The sequence below is a fragment of the Vibrio chanodichtyis genome, from assembly GCF_028863985.1.
Taxonomy (GTDB): Bacteria; Pseudomonadota; Gammaproteobacteria; order Enterobacterales; family Vibrionaceae; genus Vibrio; species Vibrio chanodichtyis.
Map to the genome: position 1 here is coordinate 214,408 of NZ_JARBFT010000001.1, position 26,781 is coordinate 241,188.

Annotated in this window: 23 protein-coding genes; 16 read left to right on the forward strand and 7 right to left on the reverse strand. The window is 45.8% G+C overall.

Annotation, left to right across the window (positions count from 1 at the left end):
- The first annotated feature begins 68 nt into the window (after positions 1-68).
- The 4 genes from ihfB to pyrF all read left to right on the forward strand — a co-directional run bounded on the left by ihfB (position 69) and on the right by pyrF (position 2,720).
- A complete protein-coding gene (ihfB, locus tag PUN32_RS00885) occupies positions 69-347 on the forward strand; it encodes an integration host factor subunit beta (protein ID WP_166014712.1) in 279 nt (92 codons plus the stop codon).
- Between the two features lie 142 nt (positions 348-489).
- A complete protein-coding gene (locus PUN32_RS00890) occupies positions 490-774 on the forward strand; it encodes a LapA family protein (protein ID WP_274721328.1) in 285 nt (94 codons plus the stop codon).
- Between the two features lie 10 nt (positions 775-784).
- On the forward strand, positions 785-1,954 hold the full coding sequence (lapB, locus tag PUN32_RS00895) for a lipopolysaccharide assembly protein LapB (protein ID WP_274721329.1): 1,170 nt from the start codon (positions 785-787) through the stop codon (positions 1,952-1,954).
- 70 nt (positions 1,955-2,024) lie between these two features.
- Positions 2,025-2,720 (forward strand): orotidine-5'-phosphate decarboxylase, encoded by a 696-nt coding sequence (gene pyrF / locus PUN32_RS00900; RefSeq protein WP_274721330.1) that lies wholly within the window; start codon positions 2,025-2,027, stop codon positions 2,718-2,720.
- A gap of 93 nt (positions 2,721-2,813) precedes the next feature.
- On the opposite strand, the gene PUN32_RS00905 is transcribed toward pyrF, so the two are convergent.
- Positions 2,814-3,578 (reverse strand): DNA repair protein, encoded by a 765-nt coding sequence (locus PUN32_RS00905; RefSeq protein WP_274721331.1) that lies wholly within the window; start codon positions 3,576-3,578, stop codon positions 2,814-2,816.
- Positions 3,579-3,863: 285 nt separating this feature from the next.
- On the opposite strand from PUN32_RS00905, the gene cysB reads away from it, so the two are divergent.
- On the forward strand, positions 3,864-4,838 hold the full coding sequence (cysB, locus tag PUN32_RS00910; RefSeq protein ID WP_274721332.1) for an HTH-type transcriptional regulator CysB: 975 nt from the start codon (positions 3,864-3,866) through the stop codon (positions 4,836-4,838).
- Between the two features lie 61 nt (positions 4,839-4,899).
- Positions 4,900-6,117: a methyltransferase gene (locus PUN32_RS00915; RefSeq protein WP_274721333.1), complete on the forward strand. Its 1,218-nt coding sequence runs from the start codon at positions 4,900-4,902 to the stop codon at positions 6,115-6,117.
- Positions 6,118-6,151: 34 nt separating this feature from the next.
- On the opposite strand, the gene ald is transcribed toward PUN32_RS00915, so the two are convergent.
- A complete protein-coding gene (gene ald, locus PUN32_RS00920; RefSeq protein ID WP_274721334.1) occupies positions 6,152-7,279 on the reverse strand; it encodes an alanine dehydrogenase in 1,128 nt (375 codons plus the stop codon).
- Between the two features lie 156 nt (positions 7,280-7,435).
- Between ald and lrp the strand changes: the two genes are divergently transcribed.
- Positions 7,436-7,930, forward strand: coding sequence for a leucine-responsive transcriptional regulator Lrp (gene lrp / locus PUN32_RS00925; protein WP_000228498.1), 495 nt, complete (start codon positions 7,436-7,438; stop codon positions 7,928-7,930).
- Between the two features lie 177 nt (positions 7,931-8,107).
- Entirely contained in the window at positions 8,108-10,933 is a 2,826-nt protein-coding gene (locus PUN32_RS00930; RefSeq protein ID WP_274721335.1) for a DNA translocase FtsK, read from the forward strand.
- Positions 10,934-11,046: 113 nt separating this feature from the next.
- On the opposite strand, the gene dsbB is transcribed toward PUN32_RS00930, so the two are convergent.
- The gene (gene dsbB, locus PUN32_RS00935) at positions 11,047-11,571 is read right to left on the reverse strand and encodes a disulfide bond formation protein DsbB (protein ID WP_274721336.1); all 525 of its coding nucleotides are present in this window, start codon (positions 11,569-11,571) and stop codon (positions 11,047-11,049) included.
- 76 nt (positions 11,572-11,647) lie between these two features.
- On the reverse strand, positions 11,648-13,252 hold the full coding sequence (gene nhaB / locus PUN32_RS00940) for a Na(+)/H(+) antiporter NhaB (RefSeq protein ID WP_274721337.1): 1,605 nt from the start codon (positions 13,250-13,252) through the stop codon (positions 11,648-11,650).
- 694 nt (positions 13,253-13,946) lie between these two features.
- Between nhaB and fadR the strand changes: the two genes are divergently transcribed.
- Positions 13,947-14,786, forward strand: a complete 840-nt coding sequence (gene fadR, locus PUN32_RS00945; protein ID WP_274721338.1) for a fatty acid metabolism transcriptional regulator FadR — start codon at positions 13,947-13,949, stop codon at positions 14,784-14,786.
- Between the two features lie 92 nt (positions 14,787-14,878).
- On the opposite strand, the gene PUN32_RS00950 is transcribed toward fadR, so the two are convergent.
- Together PUN32_RS00950 and PUN32_RS00955 are read right to left on the reverse strand one after the other, a co-directional pair.
- The gene (locus tag PUN32_RS00950) at positions 14,879-16,030 is read right to left on the reverse strand and encodes a DUF1887 family protein (RefSeq protein ID WP_274721339.1); all 1,152 of its coding nucleotides are present in this window, start codon (positions 16,028-16,030) and stop codon (positions 14,879-14,881) included.
- A 157-nt stretch (positions 16,031-16,187) separates the two neighbouring features.
- Positions 16,188-18,179, reverse strand: a complete 1,992-nt coding sequence (locus PUN32_RS00955) for a methyl-accepting chemotaxis protein (protein ID WP_274721340.1) — start codon at positions 18,177-18,179, stop codon at positions 16,188-16,190.
- 258 nt (positions 18,180-18,437) lie between these two features.
- Between PUN32_RS00955 and hinT the strand changes: the two genes are divergently transcribed.
- The 7 genes from hinT to PUN32_RS00990 all read left to right on the forward strand — a co-directional run bounded on the left by hinT (position 18,438) and on the right by PUN32_RS00990 (position 24,511).
- Complete coding sequence (gene hinT / locus PUN32_RS00960; protein WP_166014725.1) at positions 18,438-18,788, forward strand: purine nucleoside phosphoramidase; 351 nt, start codon at positions 18,438-18,440, stop codon at positions 18,786-18,788.
- A gap of 46 nt (positions 18,789-18,834) precedes the next feature.
- Positions 18,835-20,226: a COG3014 family protein gene (locus PUN32_RS00965; protein WP_274721341.1), complete on the forward strand. Its 1,392-nt coding sequence runs from the start codon at positions 18,835-18,837 to the stop codon at positions 20,224-20,226.
- The gene (locus PUN32_RS00970) at positions 20,226-20,615 is read left to right on the forward strand and encodes a YcfL family protein (RefSeq protein ID WP_274721342.1); all 390 of its coding nucleotides are present in this window, start codon (positions 20,226-20,228) and stop codon (positions 20,613-20,615) included. The genes PUN32_RS00965 and PUN32_RS00970 overlap by 1 nt, the downstream gene beginning before the upstream one ends.
- Positions 20,616-20,699: 84 nt before the next feature.
- Complete coding sequence (gene lpoB / locus PUN32_RS00975; protein ID WP_274721551.1) at positions 20,700-21,290, forward strand: penicillin-binding protein activator LpoB; 591 nt, start codon at positions 20,700-20,702, stop codon at positions 21,288-21,290.
- An 87-nt stretch (positions 21,291-21,377) separates the two neighbouring features.
- Positions 21,378-22,235, forward strand: coding sequence for a phosphotransferase (locus PUN32_RS00980; RefSeq protein WP_274721343.1), 858 nt, complete (start codon positions 21,378-21,380; stop codon positions 22,233-22,235).
- Positions 22,236-22,322: 87 nt separating this feature from the next.
- Positions 22,323-22,862 (forward strand): alpha/beta hydrolase YcfP, encoded by a 540-nt coding sequence (gene ycfP, locus PUN32_RS00985; RefSeq protein WP_274721344.1) that lies wholly within the window; start codon positions 22,323-22,325, stop codon positions 22,860-22,862.
- A gap of 359 nt (positions 22,863-23,221) precedes the next feature.
- Entirely contained in the window at positions 23,222-24,511 is a 1,290-nt protein-coding gene (locus tag PUN32_RS00990) for an NAD(P)/FAD-dependent oxidoreductase (protein WP_274721345.1), read from the forward strand.
- 65 nt (positions 24,512-24,576) lie between these two features.
- Here PUN32_RS00990 and PUN32_RS00995 read toward each other — a convergent pair whose 3' ends face one another.
- On the reverse strand, positions 24,577-26,643 hold the full coding sequence (locus PUN32_RS00995; protein WP_274721346.1) for a beta-prism lectin domain-containing protein: 2,067 nt from the start codon (positions 26,641-26,643) through the stop codon (positions 24,577-24,579).
- Between the last annotated feature and the right edge of the window lie 138 nt (positions 26,644-26,781).

Below are 26,781 nucleotides of genomic sequence, written 5' to 3' on the forward strand. Positions count from 1 at the left end.
AATCAGATGTTTGTTGGAATTGATATTACTGACTATAATTAGTCGGTAAACACTCGAAGAGGGAAGCTATGACTAAGTCCGAACTGATTGAAAGACTCTGTGCTGAACAAACACACTTGTCTGCGAAAGAAATCGAAGATGCGGTAAAAAACATCCTTGAGCAGATGGCCGCGACCCTAGAAGCTGGTGAGCGAATCGAGATTCGTGGTTTTGGTAGTTTTTCTTTACACTACCGTGAGCCACGTTTTGGACGCAATCCTAAAACAGGCGATAAAGTAGAGCTAGAAGGTAAGTACGTGCCACACTTTAAACCTGGCAAGGAACTGCGCGAGCGCGTTAACCTGTAAGCGTTATTGAGTATAATTTGTTCATCTGAGCGGCATGCTGATTTAGCGTGCCGCTTTTTTATAGCGGGCGGTGATTAGCCGTGGTTTGTCGTACTGTTTTCCTGCATAATCTGTGTGCCATTTTGTGAAAAGGTGATGACTTATGAAAATTATAAAGATAGTCGCGGTGCTGGCTCTTTTCTTAATCGCATTAGCTTTAGGCTCTCAAAATCAATCGGTGGTGGTGTTTAACTACTTATTGGCGCAAGGTGAGTTTCATCTATCGACCTTACTGGGTAGCGTATTTGTACTTGGCTTTGCTTGTGCTGGTGTGCTTTTCGCTGGTTTGCATCTCAAATCACAATTGAAGATCCGCAGGCTGACTAAGCAACTCAAACTAGTTACTAATCAGCAATCAGCACCAGCAACCACAGTACATAGCGGATAAGGCTGCTTCAATGTTAGAAATACTGTTCTTGTTATTGCCGATTGCCGCCGCTTACGGCTGGTATATGGGGCATCGCAGTGCTCAGCAAGACAAGCAGAAGCAATCACACCAAATTTCTCGTCAATACGTCACGGGTTTGAACCTGTTGCTTTCTGATCAATCGGATAAAGCGGTTGATCACTTTATCGAACTATTGCAAGTGGATAATGAAACGATCGATACCCACTTGGCGTTAGGTAATCTATTCCGCTCGCGTGGTGAAGTCGATCGAGCGATCCGGATCCACCAAAATCTTATTTCACGCTCAGGCTTGACCATAGATCAGAAGAATTTGGCTCTGCAGCAGTTAGCGAAAGATTACATGGTGGCTGGTTTTCTGGACCGCGCGGAGAAAATTTTTGAGCAATTGATCGATGAACCGGAGCATCGTGAGTCAGCGCTCCAGCAATTGACCGCGATTTACCAACAAACTCGTGAATGGCACAAAGCTATTGAATGTGCATCCGCGTTGGTGAGGCTTGGGCGTAAGCGCATGAAGGTGAGTATCGCCCATTTTTATTGTGAGTTGGCCATGCTTGAAAAAGCCGATGGTCATGATCATAAAGCGATGCAATTGTTTAAAAAAGCATTACATGAAGACGCTCAATGTGTGCGTGCCTCCATTTCATTGGGTAAGCTTTATCTGCAAAATCGAGATTACCAGAATACGATTGATTATTTAGAAAAGGTACTTGAACAGGATATTGATTTTGTCAGCGAAGTGCTCAATATCTTGGCCGAGTGTTACCATCATTTAGGCCGTGAGCAAGATTTGATCGCTTTCTTACGGCGTTGTATTGCGGAAAAAGCCGGTGTGTCGGCTGAATTAATGTTAGCTCAGTTAGTCGCTGAGCATGAGGGCATTGCATCCGCTCAAGAGATTTTAACCCGCCAATTAGTCAAAAACCCGACCATGAAAGGCTTCTATCGGTTAATTGATTTTCATATTGCCGAAGCGGAAGAGGGCAGAGCCAAAGCGAGCTTATCAACCTTACAGCGTTTGGTTGGTGAACAACTTAAAGTGAAGCCTCATTATCGGTGTCGCAAGTGTGGTTTTTCCACCCATTCACTTTATTGGCATTGTCCGTCGTGTAAAAGTTGGGGATCGATTAAACCGATCCGAGGTTTGGATGGCGAATGAGCCCATCATTTGATTACCATGCAGCGACTTTCGCTGCTTTTTTAAACATGCAGTACAGATAGGAGAAACGATGAACGACCCAAAAGTGATTGTTGCACTGGACTATGACAATCTCGCGGATGCGCTCGCGTTTGTAGATAAAATCGATCCAAACACCTGCCGACTCAAAGTAGGCAAAGAGATGTTTACTTTATTTGGTCCAGATTTTGTTCGTGAATTGCACAAGCGTGGTTTTTCAGTGTTTCTAGATTTGAAATTCCATGATATTCCGAATACTTGCTCAAAAGCGGTGAAGGCGGCGGCTGAGCTTGGGGTATGGATGGTCAATGTGCACGCCAGTGGCGGTGAACGTATGATGGTTGCTGCGCGCGAGATCTTAGAGCCCTATGGTAAACAGCGTCCGTTATTGATTGGTGTAACGGTGTTAACCAGTATGGAAGCAACTGATTTACAAGGTATCGGTATCGAGTGTGCTCCGCAGGATCATGTATTGCGCTTGGCAACATTAACCAAAAATGCAGGTTTGGATGGGGTAGTTTGCTCGGCGCAAGAAGCATCACTATTGAAACAGCATTTAGGCGCGGAGTTTAAGCTAATTACCCCAGGGATCCGTCCTGAGGGGGCAGAGCAAGGCGATCAGCGCCGGATCATGACGCCAGCCCAAGCTATGATTTCTGGCTCTGACTATTTAGTGATTGGCCGTCCTATTACCCAAGCGCAGCAACCGGACTTAGTACTGCAAGCTATCAATCGCTCCCTTATCTAATCTCTAGTGTGGATGGCTCAATAACATAACGCCCTAGCTTACTAGGGCGTTATTGTTGGTGCTGAATGAATTAAAGCAATATGGCGTAGCGCATTACCATTTTTTCTTCTCACCAAATAGCACGTCCATATCACTTTTACGTTCATTCTCTTCGAGTTGCTGCAAGTCAGCGGCACTTTTATGCTGACGTTTTTGCTCAAGTTCATCGTACATGGTTTGCAGTTTCTCACGCGCTTGGTTGGAGTAACTGTCATTTTTTGACGCTAAGACATCAATCCCTTTACGCAGTAATTGGATGGCCGTGCCAGGCTGGCCACGTAGAATGGAATCATTAGCCCGTTTGATGACGTTTTCAATGTTGATGCGGATCTGGATGGTTTCTAAACGGGCATTTTCAGTCACATAACTTTGGGTTTCAAAACGACCTTTGTTGTGCTCACTACGAATGGTGTCACGTAGGCGTTTCACCAATTTCAACATAACAATCGCTTGTTTATCGCCGCTCGGTACTTTAAATGAGGTACTTTCACTACCGGAATGATTATTTTTAAGATGATCGATCTGCCCCTTCATATTTTCAATTCGTTGAGCTAATTGCTTATTTTTGGGGTCAAGGTCATACATACTTTGTAGCGCATCGAGAATACGGTTATTCAAGCAAACTAAAAGTTCTTTACTAAATGGTAGATGGTGAGCATTACCGATCAGATCTTCGGTGGCATCAATAATCGCAACATAACGTGAAGATTCTTGTTTCTTAACACTTTCGAGCCTCACTCGGTATTGCAACATAATGTTGTAGCCAAGGACCAAGACAAGCAAAATGGCCACCAGAGCAATGATTAAAGCTGTATTCATAAAATCCGTATCTTCAGTTTCAATGGCGAACGATTAAGGATACACGTTCATGGTGATCCCGACAATTTACTCTGCTAATTATTGCTGTTTTATCAAGTAAAAACAGCGATGTTACGATAGTTTTGAGGGTTAGATGGTAAATTTTCTGCCGAATGAAGCAAACGGCTAAATTGCCTAATCACGCTTCTTGCGCTAAAGGCTAGGAATTATCACGCTGAAGCGTTATAACTAATCATTATAGAATATGGGTTTATCTGGCAAACCCCACAAGGGATTATCGCAACAATGAAATTGCAGCAGTTGAAGTACATAGTGGAAGTGGTCAATTACAATTTGAATGTGTCAGCCACTGCCGAGAATCTTTATACATCGCAACCAGGGATCAGTAAACAGGTCAGGCTATTAGAAGATGAGCTGGGCATTCAAATTTTTGAGCGTAGCGGCAAGCATTTAACTCAAGTGACACCTGCGGGTGAACATATTGTGCGCATCGCGACTGAGATTTTATCCCGAGTCGAAAGTATTAAAGCGGTAGCCGCCGAGCATACCCACCCTGAAATGGGCACTTTGAATATCTCAACTACCCATACCCAAGCCAGATACGCGTTGCCAGAAGTGATCAAAGGTTTTACCAAACGTTACCCTAGAGTCTCGTTACACATGCATCAGGGTACACCAACGCAAATGTCAGAAGCGATTGCGAAAGGTACGGCCAATTTTGCCATTGCCACCGAAGCGCTGCATTTGTATCAAGATGCGATCATGTTGCCTTGTTACCATTGGAATCGTTCGATTGTCGTGCCGAAAGATCATCCACTGACCAAAAAAGAGCATGTCACGATAGAGGATCTTGCGGGGTATCCATTGGTGACTTATGTGTTTGGATTTACAGGGCGTTCCGAGCTAGATAGTGCGTTTAATCGTGTCGGCATGACCCCTAAAGTAGTGTTCACCGCTACCGATGCTGATGTGATCAAAACCTATGTACGAATGGGGATTGGGGTTGGGGTGATTGCGAGTATGGCGGTCGATAAAAAACAGGACACCGATCTGGTTGCTATCGATGCCAGTCATATTTTTAGTGCCAGCACCACCAGTATTGGCTTTCGTCGAGGCACTTTCTTGCGCTCTTACATGTTTGATTTTATGCAACGCTTTGCGCCACATCTTACGCGTCCGGTGGTTGAACAAGCGATTTCATTAAAGTCCAACGTTGAGATAGCCGAAATGTTTAAAGATATCGACTTACCCGTTCGCTAACGTGCTTTTACTTCCACTTCATCATGCTTGCTTCTAAAATGCTCCTCCCACGGGAGGATGCATGCACGCACAGTTTAAATTACTCGATTTATTTTTAACTCAATCGCAATCATTTTGGCGCTATGAGGCGTTTCACACATGTCGTGGAAGTGACTTACCATGGGGTGATCAGCATCCGGAACTTAGTGCATGGCTGACTGCGCTTGAGCAAGATCAGATTGAGTATTACAAACTTAACCCCGAGCATTTGTGTGCGATCTTGAGTGAGTTTTTTCCGCAACTGGCTAAAATTAAGGCGATGCTTGCGATCAAGCTCGCTCCCCGCGCTACCGTACTAAGCTTGCCAAAGTATCTTGACCAAGGGATCCCTGGGCGTAAATGGCAACAAATTGTCGCAATGGGCAGTGTGTTATTGGCTCACCATCAAGGAACACAATGGTTAGAATGGTGTGCAGGTAAAGGTTATCTGGGCCGGATTTTAGCCAGTGTTAGCCAGCAGCCGGTGGTTAGCTTTGAATATCAAGCTGAACTTTGTGCTGCGGGTCAGCAACAAGCCAAATTGCTGCACTTACCCATGAATTTTGTACAAGGTGATGCATTTCAATCTGAGGTGGCAAGGTTATTTGAAGCGAATACTCATGCGGTTGCGCTGCATGCATGCGGCGATTTGCACGTCAAACTGTTGCAATACGCAACGGCTGCACAAGTGGCTGCGATCAGTTTTTCGCCGTGCTGCTATCATTTGATCCGCGATTCGCATTATCAAGCGATGTCGAATTTAGCCCAGCATTCCGCACTACACTTGACTCAGCAAGAGCTACGTTTACCACTTCAGGAGACGGTAACCGGTGGCGAAAGAGTGCGTAGGCAGCGTCAACAGGAGATGGTTTACCGCTTAGGCTTGGATGCATTATTAAGCCATGAGTTGAACCAAACCGCCTATATACCGATACCGAGTATTCAAAAATCGAATTTAAACCAAGGCTTTGCTGCGTTTTGTGATTGGGCGCTGCACCAGAAAAATATTGATTTGGATGTGACACAGTACGATCTAGCCTATTTCGAGCAATTAGGCGAACAGCGTTTTTGGCAGATGGAGCGAGTCAGTCTCGTTCAGCAAGGGTTTCGGCGTTTACTCGAAATGTGGTTAGTGTTAGATAAGGCGCTGTATTTACAAGAACAAGGCTATCAAGTCACGATTGGCGAATTTTGTGACAGACAAACTACGCCGCGTAATCTGATGGTGAATGCGCAGCGTATTGTCAGCCAGAGCCGATAGCTTCGGCTCTCGGCGACTATTTGTTGAATATTGATCATTCGTTGAACATCGCGATCGCTTGAGCAGGATCGAGATAATCGAGACCAAAATTGTCCGCCACCTCCTTACAGGTGACTTTACCGTGGATAACGTTGAGCCCTTTTAAAAATCCGCCATCTTGCAATAGTGCTTTTTGGTAACCTTGATTGGCGAGTTTTACAATGTAGGGCAGGGTGGCGTTATTAAGGGCAAAGGTTGAAGTTCGCGCTACTGCACCAGGCATATTAGCAACACAGTAGTGTACTACCTGATCAACGATATAAGTCGGATCGGCATGGGTAGTCGGGTGCGAGGTAGCAAAACAGCCGCCTTGATCGATAGCAACATCGACCACCGCTGAGCCCGGTTTCATGCGTTGAATTAGCTGTTTAGTGACCAGCTTAGGTGCAGCAGCACCTGGGATAAGCACTGCACCGATGACGAGATCGGCCTCTAATACGTATTGTTCGATGGCATCGGCCGTTGAGTAAACTAATCTTGCTCGGCCTTGAAACTCTTGATCGAGTCTACGTAGCGTATCAATATTGCGATCTAAAACAGTCACTTCGCTGCGCAGCCCAATCGCCATACGAGCGGCATTGGCACCGACCACACCACCGCCAAGGATCACCACTTTAGCCGGCGCAACTCCCGGTACACCACCGAGCAATAACCCGCTGCCACCGCGTGATTTTTCTAACGCTTGTGCGCCAGCTTGGATTGACATGCGCCCTGCAACTTCAGACATTGGAGCCAACAGTGGTAAGCGACCCATATTATCTGTTACAGTCTCATAGGCGATGCAGACGGCTTTGCTATTGATTAGCTCTGTAGTTTGTGGAAAATCGGGAGCAAGGTGCAGATAAGTAAATAATATTTGCCCTTCTTTGAGCATTGCTCGCTCAGCAGTTTGAGGTTCTTTAACCTTTACAATCATCTCTGCGCTCGCGAAGACGTCTGCAGCGGTAGGAAGAATGGATGCGCCTACAGCGATGTAATCATCGTCTGAAAAGCCGATGCCACAACCGGCATTTGTTTCTACATTAACTTGGTGGCCGTGTGCGATAAGTTCGCGCACGCTAGCGGGAATCATACCCACTCGATATTCGTGGTTTTTGATTTCTTTTGGAACACCAATAATCATCCTGACTCCTTAGATTGATTTGGTTATATTGACTAGATGTAGGCTTGTTCTGTCGAGTTTATGACTAGTATAGTAACTAGTGTAGAAAATTTGATGCCAAATATTAAGCAGTTGTAGTGTATTTTTTTGCAAGGAAGTAATAAGGTGGAATAAAAAATGGTGGATAGTTATAAGAAGCCGTCTAAGGACTTAGACCGTATTGATCGCAATATATTGAATGAATTGCAAAAAGATGGTCGAATTTCAAACGTAGAATTATCAAAACGTGTAGGGCTTTCACCTACACCATGTCTTGAGCGGGTACGACGTTTGGAACGTCAAGGATTTATTACCGGTTACACCGCGTTATTAAATCCCCAGTATCTGGACGCGTCACTATTGGTATTTGTTGAAATTACGTTAAATCGTGGTGCGCCGGATGTATTTGAACAATTCAATACCGCGGTACAAAAATTGGATGATATTCAAGAGTGTCATCTAGTGTCGGGTGATTTTGATTATCTGCTTAAAACTCGGGTATCGGACATGGGCGCTTATCGTCGTTTGCTTGGCGATACCTTGCTGCGTTTACCTGGCGTCAATGACACACGTACCTACGTAGTGATGGAAGAAGTGAAACAAACCAACCAGCTAGTGATTAAAACTCGTTAAGCAACAGCGAATGTTGGAGATATTGCCACATTCTGACTTACGCGAATTGGGTTTTTGCTGTTGATATGGTTAAATCTCCCAACAAACCGAGCGGCGTATGCCGCTCGGACTGTTTTCACGCCATTAAGCTGCGTATTGTATTACGTAGTGTGGCCTTAATCGTATTCAAGTTGGTTTATGTTCAAAGAGCGCAAAAATAAAGTCGAAACCATTATTAAAACGAGTGAGGAGCTCCCTTCCTCTCGACTCAATGGCTCACAACGTCTGAAAGAAAGCAGTCTGATTTTAGCTGTTTTATTTGCTATTTTTCTGGCGATTGCACTGTTTAGTTTTAATCCGGCCGATCCATCATGGTCACAAACGGCTTGGGGCAGTGATATTCATAATGTCGGTGGTCTGGCCGGAGCTTGGCTCGCCGATACGCTATTTTTCATTTTTGGTTGTTTGGCCTATCCATTGCCAGTGATTGTGGCGGCGATGGCTTGGGTCACGCTGCGCACTCGTGATCAAGATGAGCAGATTGATTTTACCCTTTGGGCGACCAAGCTACTTGGCTTAACCATCCTTTTACTGACCAGTTGTGGCTTGGCGGACATCAACTTTGACGATATTTGGTATTTCTCATCGGGCGGTGTGATTGGCGATGTATTAACCAGCTTAGCGCTGCCCACGCTCAATTTACTCGGCACCACGTTAGTTTTACTTTTTTCATGGGGAGCTGGCTTTACGTTGCTGACTGGGATCTCTTGGTTGCGGATCGTCGAGTGGATTGGTGAGCGCAGTATTAGTGCGTTTATTCGCGTATTGAGTCGGCTACGTGGTGAAAAAAGCGAACGGCTGATCCCTGAGTTAATTAAGCCAGAATTGGTCAACGCAGATCTGCACCAACCTGAATTGCTCTCTGCAGAGTTGGAACCACCATTGTCCGCTACGAGCGAAGTTGCCCTTGTTGAACCCACACTTAACTCACGGCGCTTTAATATTCATATGCCTGAAGCGCGTGATAGCGCACCGATTGACCCATCGTCGCTGCGTCAACCTGAACCGCCAGCACCAGAAGTAATAATCGCTGAGCCAGCTAGGTTTTCGACTCGTACTCAGCAGTGGGATGCCACGATTGAAGAGCTCGATCAACAAGCGCGTTTGGTAGATGATTATGCCGATGAATTGGCTGAGCAAAACTCAATCACTCATCTGGCTGACAACCCTGTATCGCCGGTTATCACGTCAGACGATGAAACGAGTGATGAGCCTTTTAGCCACAGTTTTAACGTCGATATTGCCGATGAAGAGAGTGAACCGCGCATCTCAAATATGGATTGGTCAGAAGAGGAGCTTGATGAGTTACCTGCGATTTCGATGGAACCTGAGTTGGATGCGCAAGATGATGATCAATTCGCGGATAGCGATGTCAGTGCATTTCAAAATATTGTCGCGCAAGCACAGGCCAGTGTGGCGGCCAAACAGAACCCATTTTTAGTGCAGCAAGCGGTCAATTTACCTAAGCCGACCGAGCCCATGCCGACCTTAGAGCTGCTGTATCACCCAGAGAAGCGTGAAAACTTTATCGACCGCGAAGCACTAGAAGAGATCGCGCGTTTGGTGGAAGCCAAATTAGCCGATTACAAAATCCAAGCTCAGGTAGTGGATATTTTCCCTGGTCCAGTGATTACTCGTTTTGAATTGGATTTAGCGCCTGGGGTTAAAGTTAGCCGTATTTCTAGCCTTTCGATGGATTTAGCTCGCTCATTATCGGCGATGGCGGTTCGGGTTGTGGAAGTGATCCCAGGTAAACCCTATGTGGGGCTGGAATTGCCCAATATGTCACGTCAGACGGTGTATCTTTCTGATGTGATTGCCAGCGCCCAGTTTAAAGAATCAAAATCACCAACCTCAGTGGTCCTTGGACAAGATATTGCTGGCGACGCAGTAGTGGTAGATCTGGCTAAAATGCCACATGTGCTGGTGGCTGGTACCACGGGCTCCGGTAAATCGGTCGGCGTCAACGTGATGATCCTGAGCATGCTTTATAAAGCGTCTCCGGAAGAGGTTCGTTTCATCATGATTGACCCTAAAATGCTTGAGCTTTCGGTTTATGAAGGCATTCCTCACTTGCTCGCTGAAGTAGTCACCGATATGAAAGATGCGGCGAATGCTCTGCGTTGGTGTGTGGGTGAAATGGAGCGACGTTATAAGCTGATGTCCGTGCTTGGGGTGCGTAACATCAAAGGCTTTAATGATAAGTTACGCATGGCCGCAGAAGCGGGGCATCCGATCTACGATCCGCTCTGGAAAGAGGGTGATAGTATGGAGAGCGAGCCACCGCTGTTGGAAAAATTGCCTTATATTGTGGTGGTGGTTGATGAATTTGCCGATCTGATGATGGTGGTCGGTAAAAAAGTTGAAGAGTTGATCGCCCGTTTGGCACAAAAGGCTCGTGCGGCTGGTATTCACCTGATTTTGGCCACTCAGCGTCCATCGGTCGATGTGATCACCGGACTGATTAAAGCCAACATCCCAACTCGGGTCGCCTTTACGGTATCGACCAAAACGGATTCGCGAACCATTTTGGATCAAAGTGGTGCGGAATCATTGCTCGGTATGGGGGATATGCTCTATTTACCACCGGGTTCAAGCCACACGATTCGGGTACATGGTGCTTTTGCTTCGGACGATGATGTGCATGCGGTCGTTAATAACTGGAAAGCGCGCGGTAAACCGAATTACATCAGCGAAATCATTCAAGGTGATCATGGCCCTGAAGCGATGTTGCCGGGTGAGCAGTTAGAATCGGATGAGGATCTCGATCCGCTATTTGATCAAGTGGTTGAGCATGTGGTTGAAACACGCCGCGGCTCGGTCTCAGGTGTTCAACGCCGCTTTAAAATTGGCTATAACCGAGCAGCACGCATCGTTGAGCAACTTGAAGCACAAGGTATTGTCAGTTCTCCGGGCCATAATGGTAACCGCGATGTGCTTGCCCCTGCGCCAATGCGTGATTAATCAAGCATCACTACGTGGTTAAAAAATAACTAAGGCGCTATAAGCGCCTTAGTTATTTGAATCCTTCAATTATGGATGAGGGTAAGCCGTCGCGCTCGAGCGTTAGCTAAACGCTATGCTTTTAATAGTTTAGCCAACTGTGCCAGCACGAAAATCGCTAACGCGATTAAATTGGCAGCAAAAATAATCACTAGCCATTGCGGCATTGAAAGGGTTAAAAATTGCCAGACAATTTTACTGCAATCGCCATAAGCTTCGAACAGGTTAGGAGCCCATTGATTCAGCGGTGCCCAAGCCGGAAAGGTAACAAACAGATCACAGGTGGCAAAAGGTGATGGATTGAACTGATAGTTGACATGTTCAATCGCCAAGCTCAAACCTTTATAGCTGCTGGCTCCCCAAGCGGCAAAACCGAGCCAACGCACCACTGGATTTTGTGGTGCCACCGCACCGATTAACGCGGCAGCTCCGATACCCAACATCGCAATACGTTCGTAGATGCACATCACGCAAGGCGCAAGCTGCAGTATATGTTGGAAATACAGCGCACATAAGGTAAAGAAAACCACAAAAGCCAGTAGCAATAGCCAAGCTAGCCGTGATTGAGAAAAGCGGTTCAGTGAACAGAGTAAACGCACAGATAGATCCTTTTGAAAAAAGCTCTGAATAACTCAGAGCTTTTTAGCTTGGATTAGTTTCCGGTGCAACGCAAATTTAGTGGCCATTGGGCAGTAGCGTTGCCGTCGGCACGGGGTGATGAGTGATCCAGCCCAAACTATAGAAAAGCTCGGTCATTGGCTCTAGCAAGAACATGATGCTAATAAAACCGATCAGTGATAGCGCTAGGGTATAAGGGAACGCCATCACGACCATGCGCCCATAAGAGAGCCGGATCAGCGGTGCGAGTGCTGAGGTTAATAAAAACAGGAAGGCGGCTTGGCCGTTCGGGGTCGCAACCGAAGGTAAATTGGTACCGGTATTGATGGCGACCGCCAATAAATCAAACTGATCGCGCGAAATCATCCCTTCAATTAGTGCAGTTTTTACTTCTGTGATGTAGACCGTACCGACAAACACGTTATCTGACACCATAGATAACAAGCCATTGGCGACATAAAATAAGGCAAGTTGGGTGCCATGATCTTCGACATTAAGTACTGCATCAATCAAGGGTTTAAACAGCTCTTGGTCGATAATGACAGCGACAATCGAGAAAAACACGGTCAGTAACGCGGTGAAAGGTAGTGCATCTTCGAAAGCCTTGCCGAGTGAATGCTCTTCAATAATGCCAGTAAATGCGGTGGCGAGAATGATCACCGATAAACCGATTAGACCGACCGCTGCTAAATGGAGCGCTAAACCCACAATCAGCCATACTGCGATCATGCCTTGTACCCAAAGTTTGGCGATATCTTGCTTGGTGAGATTTTGGCGTTGTTCTGCATCAAAATCGAGCAAAATTTGCCGCACATTGGTAGGCAAATGTGCGCCATAACCAAACAGCTGGAATTTTTCGATCAGCGCGCAAGTGATTATGCCAGCGATAAATACCGGTACCGTAACCGGAGCCATACGCAGTAAAAACTCACCAAATTGCCAGCCTGCTTGATCGGCGATGATCAGGTTTTGCGGCTCACCAACCATAGTGGTAACGCCACCCAATGCGGTTCCCACCCCAGCATGCATAAGTAATGAGCGTAAAAATGCGCGATAACGTTGTAAGTCATCACGAGTCAATTCCGATACGCCATCATCATCGTCTTGCTCATCGGCCTTTTCATCGGCTGCAGACAAACTGGGCTGACCTGAGGCTACTTTGTGATAAATCGAATAAAAACCTACCGCGACACTGATGATCACGGCAATCACGGTTAATGCATCGAGAAAGGCGGACAAAAAGGCCGCGGTGACACTAAAGGCAATCGAAAGGAGGATTTTAGAACGAATACCAAGCAGGATCTTGGTAAAAATGAACAGTAGCAACTGTTTCATAAAGTAGATGCCTGCGACCATAAATACCAGCAGCAGCAGCACTTCAATATTGGCGACCAGTTCATGTTTGACTTGTTCTGGGCTGGTCATGCCAATCGCAATCGCTTCTAGTGCCAGTAATCCGCCAGGCTGTAGCGGATAGCACTTCAGAGCCATCGCGAGAGTAAAAATAAACTCAATCACCAGTAACCAACCGGCCAAGAACGGATTGATAAAAAAGAACACGATAGGATTAATAATAAGAAAAGCGATGATGGCTACTTTGTACCAATCAGGCGCTTTACCAAGGAAATTTTTGATAAACACATTTCCGAGGGATATTGGCATGGTGATTACTCTTAAGTTGTTATCCCCTTCCTACTTGAAGCTGCAGCGGTGTTGGCTACGTTCGTTCACCTCAATCACATAGTTTGCCTATGCTCATCGGGACTCACTTACTTGCCGCCTACCTGCAACTCCAAGTCGTTTGGGTATAGGTGATGACTTTAGTTTGCATCTGCGGTTAATGATTGGCTGGCCTGCCGCCAACGCATCATTCCAAATCGTGTGGATATTGAACTTACAACGAAATTGCACCGTTAAATAATAGTCAACAATCAACAGGATGATGATAAAAAATTGGCTAGCTTTAGTTAAAAACGCGATCAAGGTGGCGTATGCCATGGATTAAACCATCTAAAAAATCACCTAGTCGCGGTCAGTCAGGCAAAATGGAATTTAATACATATTAACTCGGAATAAATACCTCTTTGGAGTAAGTTTATTTTGCTAAAAAGATTCATCAAAGTGTGAGCTAACTCTATTTAATTCCAAGTAATTTATGTGGTTCGGTGTATGCAAATTTATTTCAGCTTATTTTTGCAGCAAATGGCTCCAGTTGGTTCTGTTAGGTTAAATTAGAGTAATTACACTATTTCAGCTTTGTGACAAGAATAGTGCTGCTTGGTTTTCGGCGAAGAGCAACTAGTGGTATGATGAGTGCCATTCGACCCAAATAAAATAAGCATTGGATAACTGATTAATGGTCATTAAGGCAAAAAGCCCAGCAGGTTTCGCTGAGAAGTACATTATTGAAAGTATTTGGAATGGTCGCTTTCCCCCTGGCTCGATTTTACCTGCAGAGCGTGAGCTTTCTGAATTGATCGGCGTGACGCGTACCACTTTGCGAGAAGTATTACAGCGTTTGGCGCGTGATGGCTGGCTGACAATCCAGCACGGTAAACCAACCAAAGTGAATCAGTTTATGGAAACTTCCGGGTTACATATCTTGGACACCTTGATGACACTCGATGCCGACAATGCCACCAGTATTGTGGAAGATCTGCTGTCGGCGAGAACCAATATTAGCCCTATTTTTATGCGCAATACTTTCAAACTCAATAAAGAGAGTGCTGAGCGCATCATACTCAATGTGATTGAATCGTGTGAGGCGCTAATTCAAGCCCCATCTTGGACGGAGTTTATTACCACTTCACCTTATGCTGAAAAAATTTTGCAGCAGGTCAAAGAGGATAGCGAAAAAGATGAGTTGAAGCGGCAGGAGATCTTGATCGCGAAGACCTTCAATTTCTATGACTATATGCTGTTTCAGCGCTTGGCGTTCCACTCTGGGAATCAGATTTATGGCTTGATTTTTAATGGGGTAAAGAAGCTATACGATCGGGTCGGCTGTTACTACTTCTCTAATCCGCAAGCGCGTGAATTAGCGATGGATTTTTATCGCCAATTATTGGCGGTTTGCCAAAGCGGTGAACGAGAGCAATTGCCTCATGTGATCCGTCAATACGGTATTGCCAGTGCTCACATCTGGAATGAGATGAAAATGACCTTGCCATCGAACTTTACTGAAGATGATTGTTAGGATAGTTGAGTGAGTCTTGGCTCCAAACTCCAAAACCGCACAGCTTGCAGTCAAAGCAGTGCGGTTATCACATCAAGCCAACGGGATAAGGATTAATGTCCTCCGGCCTCTTTGAACCATTGCGTCAAATGGGTTTTTAGATCTCTTAACTCGTCAGGGCCGATCAGCGCTAGCCCCAGATCGGCGGCACGAGTAATATCATTGTGGCGTAATGGCCGGAAGCTAACCAACATCGCTCGGGCTTGTAAACCGCCAAGCAGATCACGCAGCGATTCCAGTTTGTACAAGGTATCGTCACCATCATCGCGCATACCTTTGGTTTTGCATTCAATGATGTGCAATTTGTTATTGACTACCGTGGCGACATCCAACTCGTTACGTACCTCACGTTCGCCGATTTGACGATAAACTTGAACATTGAGCGAGCTATCTTGAATGGTGGGCAGATCATCTTGTATTTGCTTCACGGTGTTATGCACCAGCGCTTCTAGCCATTCACCATTGGCAAATCGACGTGCTTCTTCACTACTGAAAGTTAGGGTGCCATTAGCATAATGGGCGAGATTGGCATCGACCAAGTCAGCTATTAATAAATTGAGTTCACGATAACCTTGTTGTTTATCGGATAGCTCAACATCGAGTCGTTGTTCCTTGCGGCAAGTAGTGGCCAAATAATTCAACGTGGCTAGACCGGGACCGAATTCCAACGCTTTTCCAGCCCAGCGTTCGCCTAATTGGTGCTGCCGTTGGTCTAATGGTGGGGGAATTTGGTATGGATTGAATTCAGCTCGCGCACCAAAAATGGTCAGATAATCGGCGATGGTGATGTGATCTTGCACTTGAGTGTCCTGATTTCCATCAGGGTAAAGCCAGCACAGGCAATCACTGTTTGGCTCGACCACAAAGATCGGCCACTGATAGCTACGAAAAATTTCATAGGCAGAGAGTAAGCGATGACGTAGGCCACAACTGGCATTAAATTTGACCTCATCTCCCCGAGCTTGCAATGTGGCAGCCAACTGACCAATCGCATTTTTGATGGCAGAAGTATTGGCTCCTGCTGGGATCTCAAAAAAATCCGAGCCAATAGCGCGTTGTTGTAATACCGCACTCAGGCGCTGGAACATCAATTGCTGGCTTTGGTCGCCAATGAAAATAATGTGGCGGCTGAGCATTCGGTTATCGAGTAGCGGTGTGATTAAGCGTACCGGATCTTGGTCAATAATCCCGACGTGAATTGCCATAAACCATCCTCATCAGTGGCTTGCCGAAATCAAGCAAACCTTGGGTAAGTGTTATCCGTCATATAACGGTCAAGAGCCCAAAAAACAAGAGCGACTCCGGTGAAAAGTCGCTCTTTGAGGAAAAATTGACACTAAGCTGTTGTAGTGAACCGTTGGGTTAGAGTTTAAATCGATGTACTAATGAACTCTGTTGTTCGGCCAGTGTGGTTAAGTTGGTGCTAGTTTGCGCGATTTGCGACATCGCTTGATAGCTTGCATCAGAGATATGGTTGATATCTTCAATGCTGCGTGCAATCGAGCTGGTGGTCTCATTTTGTTCACCCGCGGCTTGAGAAATATGGGTACTCATATGACTAATTTCGATGATTAAAGCTTGAATTTCCTCCATCGCACTGTTGGCATGGGAAGCTTGTTCAACCGACAGTTCCATATCTTGCATACAACTTTCAATCACATTATTGGCCAGTGAAGAGCTAGCTTGCAGATTGCTGATCATTGACTCGATTTCTGAAGTTGATTGAGTGGTACGCTGGGCCAGCACACGGACTTCATCTGCGACCACCGCAAAACCGCGCCCTTGTTCACCCGCACGTGCTGCTTCAATGGCGGCATTGAGTGCCAACAGGTTGGTTTGTTCGGCAATGTTGCGGATTACATCAAGGATTGAGCCGATCTGGCTACTCATCTTACGTAAATCCGCCACGGCTTTGACCGACTCAATTAAACGCGCTTCTAGCTGACCAATGGTGCTGATATTGGTGCTCATAATATGGCGACCAGATTCAGAAGCTGCTTCTACTTGCTGGACCATCGCCAGAGAATTTTGCGCACTATTGGCAACTTCTTGCACCGAATGAGCCATTTCAGTCATCGCAGTCGCCACATTTGAGGTTTGCTCTCGTTGGCTATTGAGCTGGCTTTGCGCACTCAGTGAGGTGTTTTGGTTATTGGCTGCGGTAGCGGTTAAATCATCGGATGCGCTGTTTAGTTTGACTAAAATCTCGTGCAAGCTATCTGCGAGAGTGTTGATATGGCGACTTAAGCGACTAAATTCATTATTGGAGCTAATTTCAATCCGTTGGGTCATATTACCTTGGGTTAGGCTTTCTAATGCTTTTAGAATGCGGGTGACAGGTTCGCGCACACTGTGTGCTAAGTGATAGCCGATCGCCGTGGCGAGCAAAATAACCGCAACGCTAATCACCAACGCTTTGATGACGCCTTGCTGGTAAACCGTACCCGCTTCGGCAAGAGATTGATTGAGATCATCAGTCGCGGTGTGGTTAAACGCGTCTAAAATGATCATCGCATTATCGACTTGATTAGCGAGATTGGTGATGTTGTCATACAGCGCGGTTCTGGCTCGTAAATACTCATCATGTTGATCGAGTACCCCACCTTTTTGGCCAATATCTCGACTAAATTTTTCGACTAATTCATCAAAACGATCTTTTAATTGTGGCATTTGGGTTGCCAGCCCACGGTAGGCATAATTCAGATGCGTGACCGCCTTCCGATTCTGATTAACCGCTTTGTCGACAAAAACCACATCGGAACTGGCTAATGCATCGGAGGTGATCACTTCGGCATCTTTCAATTTGATGAAATAACTTTTCGCCATCACCTTGACTGAAATGCTGTCGTTATTGTCGACAAACTCTTTCATACCGATACTTAACTCTGAGTGCAGGCGTTGAAACTCACGGGTTGATTTTTGCACCGACTCTTGCGCAGCAAACATCGCCTGATAATTATTCATGGCTAAATCTGCTTCGTTAAAATAACGTGCTTCGAGCTGTTTTAGTTCAGCAAGTGGCTGTTCAAGTTTGGGATGATTTAGGCTTGCTTGACTCAATGCCGCAAGAACGGTTTGAAATTGCCGTTTTGATTCGACAAATTCTTGACGCATGTCTTGCATGCGTGCCGTGTTTTGCGTGGTCAAAAAATCTTTAAACGATTTATCGGCCGATAACAATTGAACACTGGTTTGGTTTGACAACGAAACCAAAGGTAGCGCGATGTTAGAGACGCTTTCAAAATTACTGTGGATCTGACTCATGCCACGCAATACGATTGTGACGGTAACAATAAACATAATAATAATGAGTGCAAAACCTGCATACATACGTCTAATTACGGAACCCCGCATATGTTCTCTCCCTCGAAAATGACGCATTCTGATGAAAATAAATGAAAGACAAAGGTGTCTTAAAAAAATAACAAAACGATCCGCATTGTATTGAGGTTGAGAAACGCATTTTATGACCGAGACAGCAAAAAAACTCTTTCAGCAGTGAACTGGCTCGGGTTCTGTTAACTGTACAGTGTTTTTTATTGAGCTTTGGCACTGCTTAACGCATACTCAAATCAGAAATTTTTCAATCCCAAGCTTTGTATGGAGTCACTCATGGCGCAAGAAACCATTTTCAGTAAAATTGTTCGCAGAGAAATTGCGGCCGATATTCTTTATCAAGATGATCTGGTCACTGCATTTCGCGACCTTCATCCGCGTGCGCCAAGCCATATTTTGATCATTCCGAATAAGTTGATCCCAACGGTGAATGATGTAGAAATGGCCGATGAATTAGCGCTAGGCCGGATGTTCACTGTGGCCAAAAAAATCGCCCAACAAGAAGGGATTGCCGAAGATGGTTACCGTTTGATCATGAATTGTAATTCACACGGCGGCCAAGAGGTCTATCATATTCATATGCATTTAGTCGGCGGCCGTCCTTTAGGTCCTCTCTTAATGGGTTAAACCAGAGTAGGTTGTGCCAAGGTGACCAATTAAAGTGATTCAATATATGCAACGTTTTTTCTCGCGCATTACACTGATTTTGACACCATTACTGCTCGCGGGGTGTAGCAATCTCACCGCGGGCAATCTTTTTAGTCATTACAGCGCACAAAACAGTGGATTACACCAATCGGTTGCCGCAGGGCAATATCAGCAAGCGACACAATTATTGCCGGAATATGTGGCAGGCGAGGTGCTCGATAACCTTGAAAGAGGTCGCGTTTATTTTCTTAATCAACAATACGCCGAAAGTCGACAAAGTTTAGCGGCCGCTGATCAAGCAGTGCAGCAGCAGCAAGATCGCGCGATCATCTCACTGAGTAGTAGTGCAACCAGCGTTGGTTCACTGGCAGTTAATGATAATTTAAATGAATATGAGCCTAGCGATTATGAGCTAGGCTTTTTACATTTGTACTTAGCGTTGAACTATGTACGCAGCAATGATTTAAATAGCGCATTGGTCGAAATTCGGCGGGCTAATCAAGTGCAGGAGCAAGCTAAACAGCAGCGAGAACAGCAGTTGGGGAAAGCTGAGCAAGAGATGCGTGCCCAAGGCTTATCACCAAATTTAGGGAGTGTGCTGGCTCAATACCCAGATGCGGGTAAAAGTTTACAAGCGGTACAAAATGGCTATCTGCTTTACCTGTCTGCGCTACTTTATGAAGCCGATAACGATTTGAACTCAGCTTATGTCGACTATCGCCGAGCACTGGCGGTGGCACCCAATAATCGCGCGGTGATCGACGGTACGTTGAGGGTCGCGTCGCGCTTAGGGATGACGCAAGATCTTGCATTACTTAAGCAGCAATACGGCGAACCGCAACGTTTGGCGGCTGGGCAAGCCCGAGTGATCGTGCTGGCTGAGCAGGGCATTGTGCAAGCCAAACAAGGGTGGCGCATTGCTTTACCGTTATTTGACAGTCGTGGTAACACCGCGTTGTATTCTCTTGCACTGCCGTATTACCCGTCATCAGTGTTAGCCAATAATTCGCCATTATTACTCAATGGCCGTCAACTGACATCAATGCCAGTGATGGATGTGAACTTAATGGCCTCCAACGCATTAAGTGAGCAAATGCCGACATTAGTATTGCGTCAAGCTCTGCGGGTGATTGCGAAAGACCAACTGCGCAAAGAGGCTGCCAAAGATGAGGATGTGGCGAATTTAGTGTTTAATATTTGGAATACCTTAACCGAGCAGCCCGATACGCGCAGCTGGTTAACTTTGCCTGCGACTGTTAATACTGCCACTCAAGTGGTCAGTGCAGGCGATCAAGTGCTGGATATTGCAGGGACTCGCTATACCTTCCATGTTCCAGAAAATGGCACTGCATTAGTTTGGCTATCACAGCAAGCTAATAGTGCGACCATTTGGCATAAACAACTGGGGATACGCTAATGAAAACATGGCTATTCGCTGTACTAACTGGGTTACTGTTGGTGGGATGCAGTGCGAATACTGCGGGCTTGCGCGTTGATGGTGCATCGCGACAGGTGTTATTTAATGACAGCAGTTTGAGCAACCATCTCAAGATTGAGGGCATCACAACCACACTGGTTGATGGCCATACCCGAGGGGTAGTGCAGATCCTCAATCAAAAGAAAAGTGACTTGAATATTCAGTATCGGTTTTACTGGTATGACAATGATGGGCTTGAGGTGAACACCAAGTTAAGTCCTTGGAAAATTGTGATTTTGCGCGGTATGGAGACGGTGTCACTGAGTGAGATTTCCGTGAATCCTAATGGCAAGCAGTTTCGCGTCCAGATCCGCGAAAACAGTCAATAAACGAAAAAACAATCAATAAACACAAAAACAGTCAACCAACAAGCAAGTCACCAATAAAGAATCAGTGTGTTAAGAGGAATTATGATGAAAAAAAGTATTTTTGCCCTGCTAGGTTTAGCGGTCATTTTAGGCGGATGTTCAAATAAAGTCAGTTACGGTGATGCTCAAGCTGTGGAAACCGTCACGGTCGATTTTGGCTCTACCGATTTGCAGAAAATTGCGGCCGAAATGGTTGATAGTATGATGATGTCAGGCTCGGTGGCGGCGATAACGCGTGATAGCCGTCCGATTGTTTTTGTTGAGCGGATTAAGAACAAAACCAGTGAGCATATTGATACTGAGTCGATCACCGATACCATCAGTACCAAAATGCTCAATTCCGGTAAGTTCCGTTTTGTTGATATGGATCGGGTGGAAGCGGTACGCAATCAGCTTAACTTCCAAAATAACGATGAGCTAGTCAATCAAAGCACGGCGATTCAGTTTGGTAAAATGGTCGGCGCGCAATATATGTTGTACGGTAACCTTTCGAGCATTAACAAAAGTGCTGGTAAGGATAAAGATGTCTATTACAAGATGACCATGCGTTTGATGGATTTACAAACCGGCTTAATTGAGTGGGCTGACGAAACAGAAATTCGTAAACAACAATCGAAGAGTCTGCTCGGTTTTTAGTGCGTAGTTTTTTAACGTATAGGGTTTTTAACACCTAGGTTTTTCACGCATGGCTTTTTAAAGCATGGATAGGAAAGGAGTGACATGATGGCAAAGATTGCGTGGCGAGAAGCTTGTTCGCTCGACCCTACTTTGTTGTCATTGAACCACTTTTTCTCGCAGCCTCCGGATTATGCGCAGACCTTAACCGGAGGTCTGACCAATCGTTGCTGGAAAATTGTGGCTGGTGAGCGTGCTTTTGTATGGCGTCCGGTGACGGCGATCACCAAAGCATTTTCAATTTCTCGCGTTCAAGAATATCAAATACTTAAAGCGATTGAGCATGCTGCGATTGGTCCTAAAGCGGAACTGATTAATCCACAAGGTTTGTTGGTTGAGTGGATCGCCGGAGAATCTCTGACCGATAATCTTACCTTTGATTCGTTACTCAAAACTCAAACCCGCATCCATCAATTGGCGATTCATCGCATCCCAGTTGCTCCATTTAATTATCTTGGTCGAATCGATCATTACTGGTTGCAAATCGGTGATGGGTTGAAATCGGACTCAATTAAAGCGCTGTATGCCAAGTGGCGTAACATCCCCAATTTGGTGGATGTTGGCCAAGCGTTATGCCACTTTGATCTGGCTGGTTATAACATGGTTGGCAGTGCACAGGGGCCGCGAGTGATTGATTGGGAATATGCCGCGTTAGCGGATCCGAGGATTGATTTAGCACTGAGTATTGATGTCGCCGATCACCCTGTGCAAGAGGCGGTATTTCGTTATTGCCAATTGCGTCAATTATCCGCGATTGATGATTGGGTGGAAGGGGTACTCGCGTGGCAGCCGCGTACCACAATGTTAGCGATGCTTTGGTATCTGCTTGCTTATCAGTTGTGGGGCGATGAGCTTTATCGGCTGCAGGCACAGCGCTTAGAGAAAATTCTGTTGGCGGCGAGTTAGAGTTAGCACCGTAATTTAACCCTACAGCTCGTAGTGGATTAAAATTCTTCGTGATAGAGTGAAGTTTCAAGCAACGGGGGAAATATTATGATTATTTATTTACATGGATTTGATTCAACCAGCCCGGGCAACCATGAAAAAGTGCTGCAATTGCAGTTTATTGATAGTGATGTACGTTTTATTAATTACAGCACCTTACATCCAAAACACGATATGCAACACTTGTTGAAAGAAGTGGATAAAGCGATCCATCAATCGGATGATCCGCAGCCGTTAATTTGTGGTGTTGGGCTTGGTGGTTACTGGTCAGAACGGATTGGCTTCTTGTGTGGAATAAAACAGGTGCTGTTTAATCCTAATTTGCATCCCGAACGTACGATGCTTGGTCGAATTGATCGCCCAGAAGAATATGACGATATTGCGACCAAATGCGTAGCAAAATTTCGCGCCAAGAACCAAGGCCGCTGTTTAGTGATCTTATCGCGTCAGGATGAAATCCATGATAATCAGTGCAGCGCGCAAGAGTTGCAGGATTATTATCCAATCCGATGGGATGAAACTCAGACACATAAATTCAAAAAGATTTCTCACCATTTACAAACGATTAAGGCTTTTAAAAGCGCCTAATTGTCCAAACTGATGATATGCAGCAACAGTCTCTTCGTGAGGCTGTTTTATTTTATCGTTACCCACCAGAAACCTCATCAAAGCACATCAATCTATAGTTGCAGGATCCAATCAGGCCGATATAATGGCTCACACTAAAATTTATTGATAAATATCAAAAAAAATTGAGAGCGAGTGATAAACTTGCCAATAACTTGTGCTAACGCAAGCTTTTGCTACCTTATAACGTGTTGCTGAGAGTAATCCACCCGCACCCAAATCTGCCAGTCAGCCAATAAGTTGCTGCTGGTAACCCATTTTCTCAGCGCGAGTGATCGAGCTGGATAATAATTATTAATCTTTAGTTGAGGATTGTTGCTGTGACACGAATTATCGTTGTAGGTGGTGGCGCTGGCGGTTTAGAGCTAGTCACCAAACTGGGTCGCACTCTTGGTCGTAAGGGACGAGCCAATATTACGCTAGTGGATCGTAATTCAAGCCATTTGTGGAAACCACTGCTGCATGAAGTGGCCACTGGTTCATTGGATGAGGGGGTAGATGCGCTCAGTTACCGTGCACATGCGAAGAATCACCGTTTTGATTTCCAGCTTGGTAGTTTGGAGTCGATTGACCGCGACAATAAAACCATCACGTTAAGTGAGCTCAAAGATGAGCACGGTGAGCTGCTGATGCCTAAACGTGATTTAGCATACGATATGTTGGTATTAGCGATTGGCTCAACCTCGAACGATTTCAATACCCCAGGGGTGAAAGAGCACTGTATTTTCCTAGATAGTCCTGAGCAGGCTAATCGCTTCCGTACTGAGATGAACAATGAGTTCCTCAAGCTGCACGCGAAAAACGGTCAGGGTACGGTTGATATTGCGATTGTGGGTGCAGGTGCGACTGGGGTTGAACTGTCTGCTGAACTGCACAATGCCGTCAAAGAACTGCACACTTATGGCTTTGGCGATCTTGATTCAAGTAAATTGAATGTTAATCTGATTGAAGCGGGTGAGCGTATTTTACCTGCGTTACCCCCACGTATTTCTGCTGCTGCACATCAAGAGTTGACCAAACTTGGGGTGAATGTGCGTACCATGACGATGGTGACTAAAGCGGAGCAAGACGGTTTAACCACCAAAGATGGTGAAAAAATTGCGGCACAGATTATGGTATGGGCGGCTGGCATCAAAGCACCTAACTTTATCAAAGATATTGCCGGTCTAGAAACCAACCGCATCAATCAACTGGTGGTGAAAAATACCCTACAAACGACCCGTGACGATGACATTTTTGTGATTGGTGATTTGGCACAATGCACGCAAGCCGATGGTAAATTTGTCCCACCACGCGCTCAAGCTGCCCATCAAATGGCTTCATTGGCATTTCGTAATATCGTGGCCAAAATGTATGGTCGCGAATTGAAACACTACGTGTATAAAGATCATGGTTCATTGGTATCACTCAGCCGTTTCTCAACCGTCGGTAGTTTGATGGGTAACCTCACTCGTGGTTCGATGATGGTTGAAGGACGTATTGCGCGCGTCGTTTATATTTCGCTGTATCGTATGCACCAAATGGCTTTGCATGGTGTGTTTAAAACCGGACTGATGATGTTAGTCGGTAGAATTAACCGAGTGCTTAGACCCAACCTTAAATTACACTAAGACTTCCCAACGAAACAAACCAAGCGGCCAATGGCCGCTTGGTTTGTTTGGTGTGGAACTTAAAGCTACTGTAATGGAACCCGAACTGTCGCCGAGCGGAAGCTGTTATGGCTTAACCAACTTGGCAGTGGCGGATTAGGGTCGTCATTATTCACCGCTGAGAAATGGAAAGCATATTGCTCCCATGTCCGAGTGGCATTTTGCCAAGGTTTACTTGGGTCTGCCGATTCATACACATATACACCATGGTTGATTTTGCTGTCGCGATCGTAATCATTGGCCACCATGATCAGTGCTGCATTATTGTCGCCGGCCAAATCGACGACGATAGGGTATTCCCACAGTGTGCCTGATGAGTTGGCAATAGTGCTTAATACCTGACCGGTTTTACCATCAAGAATGCGCATTCTTAAACGATCTTGCACGAGCACTTCATCGATGCCATCACCAGTGAAATCGTAGGCCGACACTCCAATCTTACCGCTGTTTAAATCATCATTTGCTACAGACCAGACTTGGTTACCTGCCGCATCGTACATATCAACCGCATAATATCCGGCATATACGATGCCCATATGTGAGGCGTCGGTACTGAGTTTACCGGTCAAAAATTGCACCGCGTTAACCTGCTGTAATTGCTTGATCTGATGTGGTGGTTTACTCCACACATTGACCCCTAACAGTTGTGAGTCTTGTGGGACCTCATAACGAACTGTCGTCGATTTTGACAGCATTACTGGAACTGGGTAAGGAATGGTTTTTTCTTTCCATACCGGTGCTAAGTAGGAGACTTGCTTGGTGTGCCAGCCAAATAACCAATAAGACACCGTTTTGCTTTGCCATTCAAAGTCTAAGTAAGTGATGGTTTTGGTTTTCCATTCAAAACTCGGATAAGTAAAAGCTGAATCCTTAGTCCCAACAGTGACTTGTTCGCCATTATCGAGTGTAAAGATCATTTCAAGTATTCCGTAAGTCCACCAATATTTATTCTTACCATAAGTCACTTCAATGGCGCGGACTTTACTGGTATCGATGCTGCTTACTGAGCCACCGTTACCCCCAAACATGGTTTGGCTATTTACACCTATTGCATCAACTACCGCACCAGAGCGAATCAGTAGTGGTTGGCCTGGTTCGACTACGATCTTTTGGCGATCACCCCACTCGGAGTAACCGTACACCAAAGATTCGGCATCGACTGTGGTTGCGATCCGACTCGGTTTGGCCAAGAAACTGGAAACGGCTTGTACGCTACCGCCAGGATTAGATGGGTTATTGACCTGCCATTTCACACTGCCATCGTGTTCAAGCACCGCGATGGTACTGTTTTGCGCGGTGCTAAGTGACGCCGGAACAGAAACAATCAGTTCAGGTTGTGGATCCGAATCGAGGTTAGCGACAGAAGAGAACCACACAGTATCGTTGGCGGAATATTGCCATAAATACGCACCACTATTTTGGTACAAGGTGCCATTGGCAAACACTTCACGTTGGCCATCATCATCGCTATCAAAGGCCAGCGAACTGGGAGCCCAGTCATGGCTAAACAGTAGACCCGAATGGTAGTTGTACACGCCATCGGCCGCTAAAATATCAATCTGGCCATCGTTATCAAGATCGGCAAGGCTAATATCGCCGACAGAACGCCAGCCAGAGGCTGATTTCAGCAATTGCTGTTTGAGGTTGCCTTGGTGATCGACAATATTGATATAGGGGCTTAGCCCGCTGGTGGAGACAATTTCGACGATTCCATCGCCATCAAGATCTGCGGCAGCGGGAGCATAGCGTGCATCGGCAATCACTCCACCATTGCTGTAGTCCCAAAGCTCTGAACCATCAATGCCACTTAGTGCTCGAAGGTAGCCACCTTGGGAATATTGATTACCGGCAAAAGTCACAATCACAATGTCAGCCACATCATGCTGATCAATTTTTCCATCGCCATTATCGTCATTGAGCTGTACCACAATCGGGGTCGTCATCACTTGGTTAGACTCAGGATGAAAAGCACTGGTTGACCAAGACCATTTCAGTTGGGTTAGGATCTCATCTGCAGCATGGGCAGGATCTTGAATCCCCCAGCTACTGAGTACTACGGCCCCAAGGGTGCATAGGGGGAGGTTAAGTTTCATGGGCTGTCCTTATCGTTTATATCCAGATCGTATCTTCGTGTTATAAGCAGCATTAGATGGTGTTAGGGATGGAGGCTGATCACTAAGCAAACATGAAGAAAATATACTGATAGTGACAGGATTATCGGTGTTGGATCA

Bases quoted from the DNA above. Each gene is read 5' to 3' on its own strand.
- lrp (WP_000228498.1), top strand. From the start codon at position 7,436: ATGGTGGATAGTTATAAGAAGCCGTCTAAGGACTTAGACCGTATTGAT.
- nhaB (WP_274721337.1), bottom strand. From the start codon at position 13,252: ATGCCAATATCCCTCGGAAATGTGTTTATCAAAAATTTCCTTGGTAAA.
- hinT (WP_166014725.1), top strand. From the start codon at position 18,438: ATGGCGCAAGAAACCATTTTCAGTAAAATTGTTCGCAGAGAAATTGCG.
- fadR (WP_274721338.1), top strand. From the start codon at position 13,947: ATGGTCATTAAGGCAAAAAGCCCAGCAGGTTTCGCTGAGAAGTACATT.
- ycfP (WP_274721344.1), top strand. From the start codon at position 22,323: ATGATTATTTATTTACATGGATTTGATTCAACCAGCCCGGGCAACCAT.
- PUN32_RS00890 (WP_274721328.1), top strand. From the start codon at position 490: ATGAAAATTATAAAGATAGTCGCGGTGCTGGCTCTTTTCTTAATCGCA.
- PUN32_RS00930 (WP_274721335.1), top strand. From the start codon at position 8,108: ATGTTCAAAGAGCGCAAAAATAAAGTCGAAACCATTATTAAAACGAGT.
- pyrF (WP_274721330.1), top strand. From the start codon at position 2,025: ATGAACGACCCAAAAGTGATTGTTGCACTGGACTATGACAATCTCGCG.
- PUN32_RS00970 (WP_274721342.1), top strand. From the start codon at position 20,226: ATGAAAACATGGCTATTCGCTGTACTAACTGGGTTACTGTTGGTGGGA.
- PUN32_RS00905 (WP_274721331.1), bottom strand. From the start codon at position 3,578: ATGAATACAGCTTTAATCATTGCTCTGGTGGCCATTTTGCTTGTCTTG.
- PUN32_RS00980 (WP_274721343.1), top strand. From the start codon at position 21,378: ATGGCAAAGATTGCGTGGCGAGAAGCTTGTTCGCTCGACCCTACTTTG.
- PUN32_RS00950 (WP_274721339.1), bottom strand. From the start codon at position 16,030: ATGGCAATTCACGTCGGGATTATTGACCAAGATCCGGTACGCTTAATC.
- cysB (WP_274721332.1), top strand. From the start codon at position 3,864: ATGAAATTGCAGCAGTTGAAGTACATAGTGGAAGTGGTCAATTACAAT.
- ald (WP_274721334.1), bottom strand. From the start codon at position 7,279: ATGATTATTGGTGTTCCAAAAGAAATCAAAAACCACGAATATCGAGTG.
- lpoB (WP_274721551.1), top strand. From the start codon at position 20,700: ATGAAAAAAAGTATTTTTGCCCTGCTAGGTTTAGCGGTCATTTTAGGC.
- PUN32_RS00915 (WP_274721333.1), top strand. From the start codon at position 4,900: ATGCACGCACAGTTTAAATTACTCGATTTATTTTTAACTCAATCGCAA.
- PUN32_RS00995 (WP_274721346.1), bottom strand. From the start codon at position 26,643: ATGAAACTTAACCTCCCCCTATGCACCCTTGGGGCCGTAGTACTCAGT.
- ihfB (WP_166014712.1), top strand. From the start codon at position 69: ATGACTAAGTCCGAACTGATTGAAAGACTCTGTGCTGAACAAACACAC.
- PUN32_RS00965 (WP_274721341.1), top strand. From the start codon at position 18,835: ATGCAACGTTTTTTCTCGCGCATTACACTGATTTTGACACCATTACTG.
- PUN32_RS00955 (WP_274721340.1), bottom strand. From the start codon at position 18,179: ATGCGGGGTTCCGTAATTAGACGTATGTATGCAGGTTTTGCACTCATT.
- lapB (WP_274721329.1), top strand. From the start codon at position 785: ATGTTAGAAATACTGTTCTTGTTATTGCCGATTGCCGCCGCTTACGGC.